This window comes from Psychrobacillus psychrodurans (genome assembly GCF_050209195.1).
GTDB lineage: Bacteria > Bacillota > Bacilli > Bacillales_A > Planococcaceae > Psychrobacillus > Psychrobacillus psychrodurans.
Genome location: NZ_CP189791.1, coordinates 3,201,374 through 3,219,399, shown reverse-complemented (window position 1 = coordinate 3,219,399; position 18,026 = coordinate 3,201,374). Strand labels below are relative to the sequence as shown.

11 protein-coding genes are annotated in these 18,026 nt (G+C 35.5%); 6 read left to right on the top strand and 5 right to left on the bottom strand.

The genetic code is table 11. From position 1 onward, the window contains the following. Nucleotides 1-78: 78 nt before the first annotated feature. Nucleotides 79-1,140, top strand: coding sequence for an LLM class flavin-dependent oxidoreductase (locus tag ACQCPR_RS15955; RefSeq protein ID WP_427137519.1), 1,062 nt, complete (start codon nt 79-81; stop codon nt 1,138-1,140). Nucleotides 1,141-1,814: 674 nt separating this feature from the next. Then, a complete protein-coding gene (locus ACQCPR_RS15950) occupies nt 1,815-4,187 on the top strand; it encodes a polyprenyl synthetase family protein (RefSeq protein WP_427137518.1) in 2,373 nt (790 codons plus the stop codon). 217 nt (nt 4,188-4,404) lie between these two features. Here ACQCPR_RS15950 and ACQCPR_RS15945 read toward each other — a convergent pair whose 3' ends face one another. Further along, nucleotides 4,405-4,899, bottom strand: coding sequence for a L,D-transpeptidase family protein (locus ACQCPR_RS15945; protein ID WP_427137517.1), 495 nt, complete (start codon nt 4,897-4,899; stop codon nt 4,405-4,407). A gap of 180 nt (nt 4,900-5,079) precedes the next feature. Between ACQCPR_RS15945 and ACQCPR_RS15940 the strand changes: the two genes are divergently transcribed. The 3 genes from ACQCPR_RS15940 (at nt 5,080) to ACQCPR_RS15930 (ending at nt 10,677) form a co-directional block, all read left to right on the top strand. Next, the gene (locus tag ACQCPR_RS15940) at nt 5,080-5,769 is read left to right on the top strand and encodes a hypothetical protein (RefSeq protein ID WP_427137516.1); all 690 of its coding nucleotides are present in this window, start codon (nt 5,080-5,082) and stop codon (nt 5,767-5,769) included. Between the two features lie 758 nt (nt 5,770-6,527). Further along, a complete protein-coding gene (locus ACQCPR_RS15935) occupies nt 6,528-8,654 on the top strand; it encodes a flagellar assembly protein A (RefSeq protein WP_427137515.1) in 2,127 nt (708 codons plus the stop codon). A 28-nt stretch (nt 8,655-8,682) separates the two neighbouring features. Next, complete coding sequence (locus ACQCPR_RS15930) at nt 8,683-10,677, top strand: EAL domain-containing protein (RefSeq protein WP_427137514.1); 1,995 nt, start codon at nt 8,683-8,685, stop codon at nt 10,675-10,677. Between the two features lie 80 nt (nt 10,678-10,757). On the opposite strand, the gene ACQCPR_RS15925 is transcribed toward ACQCPR_RS15930, so the two are convergent. The 4 genes from ACQCPR_RS15925 to ACQCPR_RS15910 all read right to left on the bottom strand — a co-directional run bounded on the left by ACQCPR_RS15925 (nt 10,758) and on the right by ACQCPR_RS15910 (nt 15,524). Continuing rightward, entirely contained in the window at nt 10,758-11,657 is a 900-nt protein-coding gene (locus ACQCPR_RS15925; protein WP_427137513.1) for an RNA polymerase sigma-70 factor, read from the bottom strand. A 4-nt stretch (nt 11,658-11,661) separates the two neighbouring features. Further along, nucleotides 11,662-12,939, bottom strand: coding sequence for a phytoene desaturase family protein (locus ACQCPR_RS15920; RefSeq protein WP_427137512.1), 1,278 nt, complete (start codon nt 12,937-12,939; stop codon nt 11,662-11,664). A gap of 126 nt (nt 12,940-13,065) precedes the next feature. Then, nucleotides 13,066-14,883: a sulfatase-like hydrolase/transferase gene (locus tag ACQCPR_RS15915; RefSeq protein WP_427137511.1), complete on the bottom strand. Its 1,818-nt coding sequence runs from the start codon at nt 14,881-14,883 to the stop codon at nt 13,066-13,068. Nucleotides 14,884-14,993: 110 nt separating this feature from the next. Next, complete coding sequence (locus ACQCPR_RS15910; RefSeq protein ID WP_093495175.1) at nt 14,994-15,524, bottom strand: TetR/AcrR family transcriptional regulator; 531 nt, start codon at nt 15,522-15,524, stop codon at nt 14,994-14,996. Nucleotides 15,525-15,746: 222 nt separating this feature from the next. Between ACQCPR_RS15910 and ACQCPR_RS15905 the strand changes: the two genes are divergently transcribed. Beyond that, nucleotides 15,747-17,924 carry an MMPL family transporter gene (locus ACQCPR_RS15905; RefSeq protein WP_427137510.1) on the top strand — a complete coding sequence of 726 codons (2,178 nt, stop codon included), beginning with the start codon at nt 15,747-15,749 and terminating at the stop codon, nt 17,922-17,924. The last annotated feature ends 102 nt before the right edge of the window (nt 17,925-18,026 follow it).

Sequence of the window (18,026 nt, the reverse complement as noted above, 5' to 3'; positions counted from 1 at the left end):
AGAATGATAAGGTATCATTAATGCCGACAGACTAATTATAAAAACCATGAAACCGCAGAAATTTAGGGGGCAAATTAAATGGAAATTGGAATAACAACGTTTGTAGAAACAACACCAGATGTAAAAACAGGCAGAGTAATTAGCCATGCTGAGCGTATACGTGAGGTTGTTGAAGAAATTGTATTAGCGGATCAAGTTGGGTTAGATGTATTTGGTGTAGGGGAACATCACCGAAAGGATTATGCGGCTTCTGCCCCAGCTGTTCTTCTAGCTGCAGCTGCTTCACGGACGAAGCAAATCAGACTCACAAGTGCTGTAACAGTACTTTCTTCTGATGACCCAGTGCGAGTGTTTGAGGAATTTTCTACATTAGACGCTATTTCTAATGGTCGTGCTGAAATCATGGCTGGACGTGGTTCCTTTATCGAATCTTTCCCACTTTTTGGCTATGACTTAAAAGACTATGATGAACTGTATGAAGAAAAGTTAGATTTGCTATTAAAAATACGGGAGTCTGAAATGGTTACATGGGATGGTAAGCATCGAGCTGCTATTCAGAATCGCGGGGTATATCCGCGTCCCGTTCAAAACCCTCTACCGGTTTGGATTGCAAGTGGTGGAACTCCACAATCTGTTGCACGAGCTGGTTTCCTTGGATTGCCACTAGTGTTGGCGATTATCGGAGGAAGTCCATTACAGTTTGAACCACTGGTGAGGCTATATAAGAAAGCTGCTGGTGAAGCTGGCCATGATGTGTCGAAGCTGACAGTTGCATCCCACTCGCACGGTTTTGTTGCCGAAAGTACCGAAATGGCAGTAGATAAATTTTTTCCGCCGACACAGCAAGCGATGAACGTTTTAGGCAGAGAACGCGGATGGGGTCCGTATACGCGTTCAACCTTTGATGCTGCACGTAGCTTGGAAGGTGCTTTATACGTAGGAGATGTGAAGACCGTAGCTGATAAGATTATATTTCTCCGTAAAAATGTTGGTATCACACGTTTTATGCTTCATGTACCAGTTGGTTCAATGCCTCATGAAGACGTGATGAAAGCAATAGAATTACTAGGTAAAGAAGTGGCACCGATAGTTCGTGCGGAAATAGCTAGATGGGAAGCAGAAGGTGAAAGTAATAAATAAAGTTCTTTCGTAAAAAAATATATATGAGTAGCTCTAAGGGAACGATTTCCGTTCTCTTTTTTTTAAAAGAAAGTATATAAAATTCACCTGTGAACACTGGGTTCGAGGCATTTTCAAGAATAATTAATCTCGCTGACTTCCGTTTCAGGTATGGTACAAAGGTTAAGAGTGCCACCTCGTATGGCAACGCCTTCGTGCCCCACATCCTGTGGGCCTCCGCGGGGGAAGCGGTGAACCATCATCGCCCATTGGGATACGTTGTGATGGTTCATCTAACTCCCTCATCCCGCAGGAGTCGCTACCTTGCACTACAATCAAAGTAATGAGTAATCCTCGAGAAGATTTTCCTTATTACTAGCGTTAATTTCAGCTGGACATTTTATCATATAATTCACTTTTATTTAGTTGTTCTTGCTTACAATTATCAGTTTTTGTACATGGTTGATTGGTGCGCAGTTCTGAGCGGAAATCAACGGCATATCTAGGAAAGAGGACCGGGCGTCATTTTGCCTGGTTTTTTTTATTTTTTTATTATGAAGCAATGATTTCACTCATAGAAATAGAAAGAGTAGTAAATTCAGATGTTTAAAACAAGTTATAAATAGGTTGAATGTTATAATAAGAATAATATTTAGTATGAAATGTATAAAAGAGAAGTGAAGGTGAGTAATGATATGAAAGAGAAATTAATCATCAATGCCGATGAGTGCTACCAGCAAGCAGAGGAGAAGGCCAATCATTATTTCCAATCACTTTATGCGCAGGCCCAAAAAAAGACATATGTGAAAGTTCTAACGGAAGATATACATTTGTGGAAACATAAACATATCCGTCATCATTCCATATTTTCCTTGTTTTCAAGAGGGAAAGGAAAAACTAATACTAGCGGGTATCACAATTATATAAAGTGGCTCAATTATACAGGGAAATTAGATAATTATTTGAATCGAAGCATTTCCTATATTTTTATGCGAGATTTAGGTAAAGCATTGAACTCTCCAGACACCGAAAAACGAATTGGCAGTATTGTGGATAGTTTAAAAACTCAGCTCACATCTACGACGGCTGACCGTAAGAATGATGGAGAGCTGTTCAGTATGACTGCTTTGTATCGCCTTGCTCAGAAAGAAGGAGTAGAATCGACTTTCATATGGTTGATCAACAAACTAAAAAATGTATCTACAAATATTCCAACAGGAATGAATGCAGAGCATGCACAGCGAAAACTTATTAAAATCATTGCTGGAGTAATTATGCAAGAGAATGAAGAGATGGACGATGGAGTTACTGTTGAAGATAGGAAACAGAGGCTTGATAAAGCAATTAGGCTCGGTTATTCCTACGGACTTACCTATCCTTTTATTGACGATCTCCTAGATGCAGAAATTTTATCGGACGAAGAAGAAAAACAATACGCTTATCTGATACGTAGCACACTTACTACAGGAGTAGTGCCAGAACTAGGTGATTGGGTTGGAAATAATGCAGAGTTAATCAGATATATTCACACAGAACTTCGAGAAGCTTTTGAATATATAAAGGCGCATCAACGACCAGAGACAAGAAATAGTTTTTTTGAGCAATCTTATGTGTTTTTTAATTCCCAAGAAGTGGATCGAGAAAAGGATTTAACTAATGCAAAATATACGAATGAAGAGCTGTATATACCAGTTATTCTAAAATCTGCTTCTTCTCGATTGATTGTTCGTTCTGTAATTGGAGCTCCTGAAGATGAGGGATTTGATAGCCGAACATTTTTTTATGGTATTTACAATCAACTAGCAGATGATTTTGCAGATATGTTTGATGACCTGAAGGATGGTGCGGTAACTCCTTATACGTACTACTTGAAGTATCACGATAAACGGCCAGATCTAATAAATCCATTTGAAATGTACTGGACAGTAATTTCTAATTTGATTCATCAAGTTTATCATTCAGATAAAATGACGCGTGAAGTTATTTTAGATCGGGCTATAAACGGGTTAAAACGATTCAAGGAGCGAGCAGGTACGGAAAAATACAAAGAGGTAATGAACCTTTTTGCCTCGGGGAATCCTAAATTCAATAAACTAATTCAAGAGATGGTACGAAAAGCGGATGATGTAGATTTCTTCGACAAGCTGCTGCGTGATCATATGATTACAAGCTTGAAAAATGACAGACAAGGGCAGGAAGACTTTATAGAAACTGCTAAAGCTATACGTAGTCAGATTAATAGTGTCCTAGATATCCCGAAAACTAATGAGATGTCTGATTCTATAATAGATGCTGCAAACTACAGCTTACAAGGAGAAGGAAAGCGATTAAGACCAATAGTTACGTGGTTTATGGGAGTCAACGCTTATGGCTTAAATAGCTCAATACTTGAACCACTCTTAAAATCTTTAGAATATATGCATACAGCTTCTTTGATTTTTGACGATCTTCCGTCCCAAGATAATGCTGCGCTTCGCAGAGGTCGTCCAACACTTCATGAGGTTTATACAATTTCTATTGCCGAGTTAACAGGCCTTTTCCTGACCCAGAAGGCAATCTTAGAGCAAACCACTTTGGACCAGTTCGATTCAAAAGCTGTGCTGCGACTTATTCAATATTCCGCACAAGTAACTGCGGATATGTGTAGGGGGCAGGCAATGGACTTGGATTCAAAAGGGCAACAATTGTCTTTAGAACAACTAAATAGAATGTGCTTTTACAAAACTGGGTTAGGATTTGAGGCATCTATTCTAATGCCAGCAATTCTTGCAAACACTAGTAAATTAGAAATAGATGCATTGAAAAAATTTGCCCGTCATGCAGGTATTGCGTTTCAGATTAAGGATGATCTTCTTGATGTGGAAGGTGATACAGCTTTACTTGGGAAATCGACTGGTAAGGATACAGAAAATAACAGCTCCACTTTCGTATCTATATTAGGTGTGAATGATGCAAAAAAAGAAATGTGGGAAAATTATTGTATTGCGATGGAATCATTACAAGATGTACCGCGGGATACAGCTTTTTTAAAGCATTTCTTGGATTATATTATAAATCGCGACAAGTAGGACTGGGTTATATTAACCTCTCCTTTAATGCTAAATTAAAGTGATAAGCTAGGCTAAATCCTTTAGTGGAGTACTTCACACTAATTGAATGAAGTAGAAGGTGACGACTAAGCCCTTCGAAAACGATAGAAACAGGTTTTGACCTTAAAGGACCGAGCATGTTTGTCTGTTTTTTTTAATTCTTCCAGAACTTGACTGGTTATTTGTCTGTTTTTAATTATGGCCGTATTGAAACCGGAGTTCCTATTGGGATAATACGTGCTAATTCTTCAACGTCTTTATTGTGCATGCGGATACAGCCGCGTGAAACTGCATTACCTATGGAACTAGGGTCATTGGTACCGTGAATCCCGTAATGTTCTTTAGATAAACTCATCCACATGGTACCGAATGGTCCACCAGGATTGGGTGCTTTGTTTATAATGATAAAATCTCCAACAGGTGTATTATATAATATTCTTCCTACAGCTATAGGATACTCTTTTTGTATAAGACCGTCTTTTCGTAATCGTAGCAGGCGATTGTTTATAGAAACCTCAATTTGGTATGGAAGAGTATTTGGGTCAGGGTAACCTGGTATAACAATGGATTGACCAATATAAAGTACATTTGGATTTATGGATTGGTTAGCGTTAATGATTTCGGTTATAGGGGTTCGGTAGTCTCTAGCTATTTGACTTAGTGTTTCCCCTTGTTGAACAGTATGAATCATTGTAAACACCTCCGTTATTCATTGTTAAAATAGTATATTATATGCAACTTTTAAAAAATGCTTCATCATATCGTGTTTTTTAATATATTATCTGCACTCGGAAAGTCTTTTAATTTTAGTATAAGGACATAGTTTCGCGAATAGAATCTCTTATAACAGAATTCTAAAGGTGGAATGAGATTGAAAGTACTATTTATATTTCTATTATTTGTTGTTTATTTCGCATTATCACTGTCATTAGAAAGTACAAACGCAATTGGGCTATATCTAATCATTTCATTGGGATTATTCTTTTGGGGAGTCATAGAGTGGAGACGTTCTATTAATAGGAGGAACGCTGAAGATAGAGCGAGATGTGAAGAGTTGCTAGCGGAGATTCCGCATACTCAATCACTGATTTCGGACAATTTGTTAAATGTAATGCTAATCGATGATGTAAATAATATTTTATATATACTCCAAAGAGATTCTTTGGTAGAAGATTTTAGTATTGAAAATGTTCCGTTTTCTCAGGTGCTAGAGGTTGCAATAGTAGAGGAAGAGCGTGTTTTAAACTTATATCCTAAGGAGGGGCTATTGGGAAGCACGCTAGTGAATAATGAAGAAATATTGGAAGAAGATTCAGATGAGGATGAAGAAGAGGAAGAAGTAGAAGAAGAATCTATAGAAGCATTGTGTTTAAAAATAGTAGTTGATGATTTAACCAAACCCATTTTAGAATATCCATTTATAGTATTTGGTGAACCCCTTGCAACAGACTCTGAGAAATATATAGAAGTAAATTCACTTTGTGACGAATGGTATCAAAAAATATGTATAATTATTAAACGCTATGAACATGACAAAGTAGTTGTGAGACTCTGGCAATAGCATAGCTTGTAGCTGTAATGCAACTTAATATTCGCTATTATTCTGCATTCGCAAAAGGGTCCAATCAAAAGTAGAGAATGAATATGTTAGGTGGCTGGGACAAAACTAATCTATGAACTTGAAAAACGTGAAATCAGTAACTCAATTTCACGTTTTTCACTTTATTTTGAAATTTGAAGGCAAGGGTATACCCTCTGACCAATAAAGTTGAAATGATGCCTTTGAACGGATTTCTTCCAGACAAACGTGAATTTATTGGCATTCATTTCTATTTTTTTCCATCGATAAATATCGCCTCTCGATCAATTAGCTTCTCTTCTACTAACTGGCAACGGAACTGAACGTAGCACTGACGAATAAGTTCTTTCATATAGGGGTGGATACAGAAACGATTGATGGTACGGTAGCTTGGCTCAAATCCCTGAGCGAGCCACATCATGCGGATACTATCTTTACTTGATATAGAAGAGATATTAGTTGTTTGGAGTGAAGGGCTACAGGCTCGACCCATGGCCCCAGGAAAGCGTCCACCGTAACGGAAAACAACGGCTACGAAGTATATATAAAAATAAAGCAGTTCAATTTTACTCCAAAGTAAAATTTGAACTGCTTTTAATTTTAAAATGTTTTTTTACAATTCAAATTAGTGAAAAAATGATTATATAGACCTGTTATTTTGTTTAGAGATAGTGTTATTATATCTTTAAAACACAAAACGAAAATAGGTATTTATATATAAACTGGAAGGAGGTTAAAAAATGTTGCAAAACTCTATTAATATAAAAGCAGAAACTATTGAGGAAGCAGTTCAAACTGCTTTAAATATACTAAAGTGTTCAATCGAGGATATTAATGTGGAAGTAATACAGTCTCCTTCCAAAAGTCTATTTGGATTAAGAAAGCTTCCAGCTGAAGTGAAGATTACTAGAATTACATCTGACAACATAGTAAAGAAAACAACTAGTTTGGAAGATACACCATATTCTTTTGAGAAAACAGATGAAAATTTAGAGGAGTTCATTGAAGATTTTTTAGACTCCCAACTAGTAGAAGATGACGGAGAAAAACAACTAAACTTCAAGTTAGATCAAAAACCGAAGTTTGGTAATTCAGTGCATACTGATGAACGTCTTTTTGGTGTATGGATTCAAAATAATAAAGTAATAGTTCAAGAAAGTGCTCAACGGCTTCCAATAATAGAAGCAGATAAAAATTTGAAGGTGTTAGTGAATGGTCAAAAACTAACGAAACCTCAGTTGGTTACTAGCAAAGACAAAATAATAGTTGAACTAGAAGGTGAAGTAATTCCATCGAGTTTTTGGATTGAAGTAAAGGATAATAATATGATGGCGACGCTATCGATTAATCCTGGAAAGAATATCATAAGAAATTTAGAAGAGACAGAACCTCAAGAACATCTTTTTATTAGTGCTCAAGAAAATATAACTTATTTTACTGATATTTCAATAGAAGATGTTCTAACCCAGCTAAAATCATTAAAAATAGAAAATGGAATTATTCATTCGGCAATTCATGAAGCATTAAATAACGGAGAAGGCGAAGCTATAATTGCAAAAGGTACATATCCCGTTGAAGGATTAAATGGGGATATTGAAATTCTAGTTGAGGGTTGGCTAGAGGATAAGGGCGAAGATGATAATAGTGATAAATTAGAAAAAGTGGACTATAGAGAAGGTCAAACTATTTTGTCAGTTGAAGTTGGAGAAGTGATTGCGAAGAAAATACCCTCAATATTAGGAAAGCCTGGAAAAGATTTGTTTGATAATCCTGTACCTCCTAAACCTGTATCTGATGTGATTATAAAAGTGGGAAAAGGAGCAGTACAAAAGGATGATCAAATAGTTGCAATCGCTACTGGAAGACCATTTATAGAATCCAGAGGAAAGTTAGTGAAAATGGATGTTATAAAAGAGTATGTCCATAATGGCGATGTAGGTTTGGAAAGTGGTAATATTCGATTCCCTGGTGATGTAAGAATAACGGGTAATGTATTAGACTCTATGGCTGTTGATGCGGAAGGTAGAATTTATATAAACGGTACAGTTAATAGATCAATCGTCCAGTCTAATTACTCAATGAAAATAGAGCAAAACGTATTTTCATGTGAACTATCTGCCGGGAAGATAAATCATGTGATTGCCTCGCTGATCCCAATACTTTCTGAGATATTAACATATTCAAACCATATTTTAGCTGCGATCAATCAAATCCTGATGGTAAGGCGTGAAAGTAATCCGAAAGAAGAAACGATTAAACTGTCGTACCTTATCAGATTGTTATTAGAAAAAAAATATATGGACTTTAGCGAGCTGACTAAAAAGTTAATTACTATAATAAATAATAATGAAAATAGCTTAGATGAGGATTGGAAATCTCTTTCAAATACTTTAAATAAGCATTTTATCAATGTCTCCAAAGATCAAAATATTCAGTTGCAGACATTAGAACAGTTCATAAACTGGATGCAGGAAATGTATGAAACATACTATTTGGCGCCTGAACCAAGAGTAGCTATAGAAGTGCCCTACGCCATTAATTCTACTCTATATTCAAGTGGGAATGTTCATATAATAGGACAAGGTGTATACCATTGTAATATTCAAGCAGATTATAACATCATTGTTAAAGGGGTTTGTCGCGGAGGAAATTTAAGTGCTGGAAATGAGATATTTCTGGATGATGTTGGTTCTGAAAATGGTGGTAAAACGACTATTCAAGTTCCTTCTAATGGTAAGATACACATCAACTATGCTCACGCTGATACCGTTATTCAAGTAGGAAGAAGAATTCATACCTTTAAAGTAGGAACTCCAAATATAGTAGCCTCTTTAGATATAAATGGGAATTTAAGCTTATATAGGTAGAGAGCAGTAACGAGAGGAGCTATGCCGGATGGACATTGAAATAACAAACTCGCATATTGATCAGGTAGCAGTTATTAATATAGATGGAGAAATCATTCAAATAAATCGGTTATGGGAAGAGAATGATAACAACCCTTTTGCTGTTCAAACAGGCAACGATTATTTGAAATTGTTAAATGAGTTGGATGAATTAGCTGCATACAATGGAATTACAGATGTGTTAAATGGAAAAATGACATACTTTCATACCACCTATGCTAGTTCCTTGTCTACAGAAATAAAATCTTTTTCGATGCTAGTCACCCCGTTACTTGAAGATAAAATTATAATAGGGGCAACTATTATCCTTAGAGATGTTAGTGAAAATGAAAATGAGCAAATGGAAGTTTATGATGTTTTAGAGAGTATGACAGATGCTTTTATTTCTTTGGATAAGAACTGGAAGTTTACCTATATAAATAAGGAAGCAGAAAGGTTGTTGTTTGCTTCAAAAGAGGAGTTATTAGGGCAGGATATTTGGGGGAGATTTCCAGAGGCAATTAATACAGTATTTGATGAAAACTATACTAAAACAATGAAAAAAAGAGAACAGACCCGCTTTGAAGCATACTATGAACCATTCGATGCCTGGTTCGAGGTCAATTCCTACCCAAAGGAAAATGGAGGTATATCCGTTTACTTTAATAATATCAACGATAAAAAAGTAAGAGAAAGAATGCTATGGGATACTGCGCATCATGATTACTTAACAGAAATTCCTAATCGTTTGCTGTTGTATAAAAATCTAGAAAATAAAATAGCTGACAGTATTCCTTTTGTAATATTCTTTTTGGATTTAAATAACTTTAAACTTATTAACGATGCGTATGGACATGACATTGGAGATGAGTTTTTAGTAGAAGTTACAAACCGGCTGAAAGATGAACTAACAAGTAAATACTTTCTTTCTCGATTTGGAGGAGATAAATTTATTCTTTACACGGAATATATCGATGAATTTCAAGTGCAAAGTGATGCTTATCAAATTTTAGCGGTCATCGAGAAGCCATTTAAGAACACTGCATTACCACCAATGAATATGTCCGCAAGCCTAGGGGTTAGTATATTCCCAGAGGATGGTAATAATGTAGATTCTTTGATCACTGCTGCTGACACTGCTATGTATGAAGCAAAGAAAATTAAAGGTGATCAATGGATTAGATATAATCGAGAAATGTCAAAGTTATTAAACAGAAGACTTATTATCGAAAAAAGTCTAGAACAAGCAGTTATAAACAAAGAAATATACCCTGTTTTTCTACCTCAGGTAGATATACTAAACAATAAGATTACGGGAATTGAAGTGCTAACTAGATGGAATCATCCTGAATTAGGTGTTATACATCCTAAAGAGTTTATTCCTGTAGCAGAAGAAACCGGTCAAATAAGGATGTTAACGGAATATATAATTGATACATCATTATTCATATATACTAGATGGGGAAAAATATATAATTTTTCAGAGGAAGTCTCTTTTAATATTTCCTCCACTTTATTAAACGAACCTTCATTCGTGTCGTTTTTATTGTACCAAGTAAATAAGCATTCCATTTCAAGAGATAAGATTGCAATTGAGATTACGGAAAATTCACAGATTTATTCTTCCTCTGTTATTTTAAATCATTTACATGATATCCGTGAAGCAGGTATTCGCATAGTTATCGATAATTTTGGTATTGGTTATTCGAACCTAGCTTATATAGTTAATCTTCCATTATCCAAAGTTAAAATTGACAAGTTTTTTATAAATAGTATTGGTAACAACCAAAAGGCAGAAGCAATTCTCCAATCAATAATAGGTTTAGCAAATAATATGAAAATCGATATACTTGTTGATGGCATTAAAACAAAAGAACAGATAGAATTCTTGCATGTTCATAAATGTACATTAGTTCAAGGTCCCTTTTACGATGATCCACTTACCGAAGAACAATTTAACTATCGGTTACAACAGTTTGGTATTCAATATTCTGATAGATTATAGAAATATTGATGATTAGCTGGCTTTGGTATGGTTCCGAAGCCAGCTGTTTTTGAGTTCTTTATAAAAAATATCGTCTGGGTTCAATTTTCCGTAATGGGAGAGAAGAAATCATCCACTAATTGAAGTCTCAATTTATCTGGGTTCATTACAATATAAAATTCATTAATTTTGTCACCCTCAATGTAAAAGCTGATGACACTGTGTAAATTATTATTCATATAATTTATCATTGCAGGCTGACCATTGACATTTTTTATCACAAAATAATAATCTGGAGAGGTCTTCTTCGCAATACCATATAAAAACGCCAACACCCTCGGTAAAGAATGAATAGGACGTATAGCTGCTTTTACTTTTCCACCTCCATCAGAATAGAGGGTAACATTTTCGGATAAAAGCTCTAGTAATATATTCATATGTTGTTGTTCAAAAGCATGGATAAATCGGTTAATAATAGACTTGTTATTTTCAAAGTTTAGACTTTCACTTTCTATACCAGAGATTTTTTGCTTCGCTCGACTTAATATTTTTCGGCAGTTATCCTCTTTCTTCTCTAAGACATTTGCAATTTCTGAATAGGAGAATTCAAAGACTTCTCTTAATAGTAAAGCTGCTCTTTCATCTGGTGCCAAATGCTCCATCATCCTTAAGTAAGCAATACTTAAACCTTCTTTTTGTAGAACATTATCAAATGGATCAAGAGCATGTGTTTCCTCAAACAATAAGGGTTCAGGGTTCCATGGGCCCACATATTTTTCCCTTTTGTACCGTGAAGACTTTAAGCTATCTATACAACGGTTTGTCATCATCTTACAAAGATAGGCTTTTACGTTTTCAATTTTGTCTTCCTCAACTTGATAGACTTTTAAAAAAACTTCATGTACAAGATCTTCGGCTTCTACTACAGATCCTAGCATACGATAACCTATAGAAAACAATAAAGATTTATACTGTTGGTAAAGTTCATTGGTAATTTGCACAATATCACCTCTGCTCTTTTTCTATTATTTCTTCCGCAGCTTGTTTTGCGCTACTTACTGCTCCTTCAGCCAAAATGGAATGAGATGAGACCCAGTCCCCTGCTAAATATAATCCGGAAATCTCCAATTTAGAACGCTGTAACTTTTTTTCATCTCCTATTTGAGGTAAGCGTTGATTCACCGTAATAGTAGGCATAAAACGGCTTGAAATTTTGTTTTCTTGCCAGCCAGGCTGTATCTTTTCTAAAAATTGCTCTAGCTCGTATTTAAGTTCTTTTCCATCTATATTATCATTTGGGTGAAGATATTTGAAAACGTGAAGCACGATAGTATTTTTGTTTTCGGAAAGAATAGCTGCATTTGAATGAACAGAATAGTAAAAAGGCTCCGTTATTTCCATAGCAAAAAATCGATTTGGTTTAGGAAGCTGTCTTAGTGCGACATCTAAAGCAGCCCCCTTTATAGGTAATAGCTTAGTAAAGAAATCCATTTGCATTTGCGTGATATTTTCACCTAACATTTTCATAAGCTCTTGAGGGCTGGTTGTACTGAGTAAATACTTACATGTTAACTCCTCTTTAGTAGAAAGAGACAACCTAAAAATATTGTCTACTCTTTTAATTTCATTAACTATTATGCCTGTTTGTATTTGTACTCCAGAGCAAACCGCCTTGTTGTGTAGCTGGTCAATAATTGTTTGCCATCCTTTGTCTATATAAAGTACACCCTTCATTACCATCTGTAGATGGGCAACTATGACACTTGCACTTACTTTCTCTGGGGCATGACAGTAGGTTGCTAGCCTACCGAGAATAAGGAGTAGAGCTTGAATATTTTTGGAATTGGTTAATTGTTGAATCCATTGTTGAAAAGTTTGCTCTGAAAGCTTTTCGATATCCGTACTTTTAAGTTTCAATAAAACCTTCAACCACTCCGCACGCTCTTTCCAGCTCAAAAAGTCAGTTGTAAATACTCCTAGTGGGTTAAAAGGAGTAGCATATTCCACCTGGTCATTTATTAATAATCCCTGTAATTTTGGTGACTTACCATATAGTTCTATGCCGAGTTCTTGAAGAATAGGTACAGCGTTTCCTTTTGCATAAAGTGCATGTGGGCCCAGATTAAAAAACTCCTGATTAATCTTATCCGTTCTAGCTCTACCACCAACTTTTTTATCTTTTTCAATGATTAGTGTAGACATCCCTGTTCTAGCCAAATAATTAGCTGCAACATAACCCGCCAAACCACCACCAACTATTACAACATCCCATGTTCCTTCCATAAGATGAATCCCTCCTCTGTTAGTTCATAACTTAAGACGGAGCTGGAGAATGATTTGTGACACTTTAAAAAAGTTTTTTACAAAAGGCAAAAAAGGAATACAAGATTAAAATTAGACGAGAGCGAATTAGTGATCACAGCTCGGCATACCTGGAACAATTCCACTAATTCCACTCGTTGGAGTTAATCTTTTTTGAGTGGATTGTTCATGGAGAATATTTACTATTATTTTCTGAATCACTTTTGACTCAGGTGTTTCATTTAAATGAAATGCAAGATTGCATTCTTCCATTGGGTCCCTTGTAACATTATATAATTCATACTGATCTTCGACTGGGGATTGCTTAGTTGTTGTTATACAAATAGCAACTTCCTTCGTATCTGAAACTGGTTGGGAATCTTTCAGATCTATCTCTTTATCATCTATTCCAGGATTACTCCAAAATTGAGAGTTATCAAAATAACGAGTAAGCTTCCATATCTCTTCTGTTTTTTCTTTTCCAGTAGGCAATTTCAAGATCACCGTTTCTAAATGATTCGGTTGAATTACTGATTCATATGGTTTTCCAGTTACAGTAAATTGGTTCAATCCTTTCGTTACTTCATCATCCGTCATAAAATATATAGGTTCGTTTGCTCGAGTGAATTTGTTATTCCCATTTAGCAATTCGGAGAGATCTCGTCCTACCAAGGGATGCACTTCGGTATGGCTTTTTTTGAGCTCATTTTGAACATCGGTAACATCGATATTTGCGAGACCTAGGAGTGTTGGGATAATGTCCAAATGGCTAGTGATCATGTCAGTTTCCATTGTAGTAGAAAACTTCGAGCTATGAATAATTAGTGGGACGTGCAGGGATTCTTCATAAGCATTATGCCATTTTTGAAATAAACCACCGTGAGCTCCAGTTAGGCTTCCATGATCTGCTGTAAAAACGATAATCGTATCCTCATAAAAAACAGAAGAATGAAGAGCCTGAAATACTTTATACATCTCATCGTCTACCTTTTTTTGAAGAGAATAGTAAAGCTGTCGATAAAGTAGTGAATCGAAGGTAGGCTGTAGTGCTTGTTGATATACATCACGATAACTCAACTGAGCAGATGGTTTAGTGAGTAGGTTTTCATTAGCTGTAGGAGCAGGTGGAACAAAAGGGAGAGTCGGATCAATTTCAAAATTAAATGAGGGATTAAATCGAGTGAAAAGTCCAAGGAGAGTAATATCATGTGGATTTACAAAGGAGGACACAATGAGCCAGGGCTGATTGTCATCTGAATGTGCATTTTTCTCAAGCGAATGAATTAAATCGACGACCTCGGCTGCATAAACCTCATCCCGACCACTTATCCCGACACCAGCAGAAGACCCCGAGTTTCGAGGATTTGACCCATGAGGTTCAGGACCAATCCAACCATCGAAACCATAATTGTTCAATCGATTGGCGTGTTCATAAAGCTGTTCTTGTGCACGATTAGATACACCAGTTTTAGTGTTGTAGCTAGGTAGGGCATTATGTGTACCAGGGATTAGAATATCCTCATCGGAAAGATGCCATTTGCCTTTCCAATAGGTTTGATACCCTGCAGTACGAAAGTATTCTCCTAAAGTAGGAACCGTATTATGATCTAACCAAAATACATCAGGGTCGAATGCGCCTTTAGCAACACCAGTTGTTTGTGTCACACCGTGAAGTGATGGATATTGTCCAGTAAAAAGAGTTGCCCTGCTTGGTGAACAAGCCGTACTTCCAATATAATGATTTAAAAATGTCATCCCATTATTTCTTAAAAGCTCTTGTGTTTTTAAATTTTTCATTCGCCATTCTTTTATTGCCTCTGTTTCGTAAACAGTCGGAAATCTCTCTTCATCTACAATCATAAAAAGAATATTTGGTCGCTTTTTATGTTGATGAGAACTTGAAAAGACTTTATTTGATTTGTTCAATTTAAAAACTCCTCCATTTATTTTGTCTATCTATTTAGCTTATGAAAAATGAAGGAGGTGTAATGGATATTTAGTCTAGAGAGATGTCCAATTATTAATAGAGGAAATAGTTACGAAACGTACATACTTTCTAATATTTGTACAACTTCTTCAACGGGAATTTTCATATCATCATTTAACCATTTTCGTATTACTTCGATGGTTCCTCCTGTTGAAAATGAGAAATAATATTCTAAATATGTATCATTAGCATTTGGTAACTTTTTCTTTTCTGCGATTGAATTTTCATAAGTAAAGTTCAAAATTGTATTAAATACTCGAGAGCTACTTTTTTCATTTAAAATGATTTTGCAGAACTCTTTGTTTTCAATTATTAAATTCAAAACTCCATAAAGGGAGTCGTCTCCTGAATTATTTATTTTACTCATCATATTCTCTATCATTTCATCTTCAATACTTCTCATTAAATCAAACGGATCATTGTAATAAGAATAAAAAGTTCCGCGATTAATATCAGCTTCTTTACAAATCTCAGTTACTGTAATTTTATTTAAGTTTTTTTCCTGAAGTAATAGTAAAAAAGCATCTATAATTACTTTTTTACTATATAGGGTTCTTCGGTTTCCTTTTATGCCTACCATGTATTTCTCCTCCTACTTATTATTCAAATTAATTTATTATGTCTTTAATTGGACAGTAGTTTTAAAAAATGTTCTTTTAATAACAGGTAGTTCAACATTGTTTATTGTTATCTTTCAATAGCTTTAATATACTATTTCTGTGCCATTAAAACAACAGGATGTATAAATAATAACTCGTTGTTTTAATAGGGAGGGTAATATTAGGATGAGAGGAAGCTTTAAATGGCAAAGTATCTTTACAAGTTAGGTAAATGGGCAGCAAACAATAACAAAAAAGTAATCGGCAGTACATTAGCGATTCTGATTGTTATAGCAATCTTTGCACTAAATTTGGGACCAAATTTTTCGGAAGAAATGACTATACCAGGAACAGAATCAGAAAAAGCGCTTCAACTCATGAAAAAAGAATTTCCATCTAATACAGGTGGTCAAGTACAGTTAGTATTAAAAGCACCGGAAAATAAAACCTTAGATTCCGAAGAGGTTAACAAAGTAATTACAGACACATTGATAGCGATAAAAGACAAAGATAAACATGTTGTTTCTGTAGTTACTCCGGTTGAATTAGGTAATTTAAGTAAAGATAAAAAAATCGGTTATGCTGTTGTTGCTTACGATGTGGCAGCCGATAAAGTATCGGAAAAATCAAAGGACAATATTATTGAGAATATAAAAGAGACTCGTGATGCTGGAATTCAAACGGAGTTAGCTGGTGATGTTGTATTTTCTGAACTGGAAATTGGAGGAATCACAGAAGCTATTGGAGTAGTTGTAGCCTATGTTATATTGGCAATTACTTTTGTCTCCTTCTTAGCGGCAGGAATGCCAATCTTAATGGCAGTTATAGGACTAGCTATTGGTCTATTATTGATAGTGATTGGAACAAATTATTTAGATATCACTTCTGTTTCGATAACCTTAGCTGCAATGTTAGGATTGGCAGTAGGTATCGATTATGCTCTCTTTATAATGACTCGGTTTAGACAACAAAGGAAAGAAGGATACTCCGTTTCAGAGTCTGTAGCAATTGCAACTGGAACAGCTGGAAGTGCAGTAGTGTTTGCGGGGATAACTGTCATTATTGCACTATTAGGTTTATCTGTTGCACAAATACCATTTTTAACTATGATGGGTCTTTCTGCAGCACTTTGTGTTCTATTGGCAATATTGATAGCAGTTATTGTGGTTCCTGCCTTTTTAGGAATGATGGGCCAAAAAGTAGGACCAGATAGAAAAAATACTTTTTTAAGCAAAATCAAAAGTGATAAAAAACAAACTACTTCCGATAGATGGGGGAATTTTGTAGCAAAACACCCGTGGAAGGTTGCGATTGTTGGAATTGTAGTTCTTGCTATAATTGCGACTCCTATGCTCCATATGGAACTTGGTCTCCCAGATAACGGTTCGAAAAATGAACAGACAACGGAAAGAAAAGCATATGATTTACTAACTGAAGCTTATGGACCTGGCCATCATGCAACGTTACTTGTAGTTGCTAAAACCTCAAGTGAAACTACCAATTTACAATTGGCGTTAAATGATACTATAGAAGAGTTAAGTGGTTTATCAAATGTAAAAAGTGTTAGCCCTGCAATTCCTGGACCTTCAGGTGAGCTATACCTTATTTCTATTACTCCAGAGACAGGGGCAAACGATTCAGCAACAAAAGATCTTGTAAATGATATTAGAAAAAGGTCCGATTTCTTGGAAAAATCCGATGATATAACATTAATGGTTACAGGTTCTACAGCAGTAAATATTGATATATCACAAAAATTGAGTGATGCATTGCCAGTATTTGCTCTATTAATTATTGGATTTTCATTCGTTTTATTAGTACTAGTATTTAGATCTATTCTAGTTCCATTAAAAGCAGTTCTGGGCTTTCTACTTTCATTAGGTGCAACTCTAGGATTTACGGTATTTATTGTACAGGATGGAAACTTGATTGGTTTATTTGGATTTCCTATTGCAGATCCAGTATTAAGTTTCTTACCAGTAATTGTGATAGGAATTTTGTTTGGATTAGCAATGGACTATGAGGTCTTTTTAGTTAGTAGAATGCGTGAAGTTTTTACACATACAGGAAATGCACGAGAGGCTGTTTTAGCAGGGATGAGAGATAGTGGTGGAGTAGTTACAGCTGCTGGTTTAATAATGATTTCAGTATTTACTGGATTTATGTTAGCACCAGATCCAATGATTAAATCAATGGGCTTAGCACTCACATTTGGTGTTCTATTCGATGCATTTGTAGTAAGAATGGCTATTGTACCTGCAGTAATGATTATAATGGGGAACTCAGCTTGGTACTTACCAAAGTGGTTAGATAAAATACTTCCGAATTTAGATATAGAGGGAGAAGCATTTATGAAAGAAGTGGAAAAAAGCAAAAAATAATATTTCGATGATTAATCCAAAAAACTCTTAAACTACACACGTTTTTATGAACAAAAAAAGGACCTATTCTACTGCTCGTTAATGCGGGACAAACGCCATAAG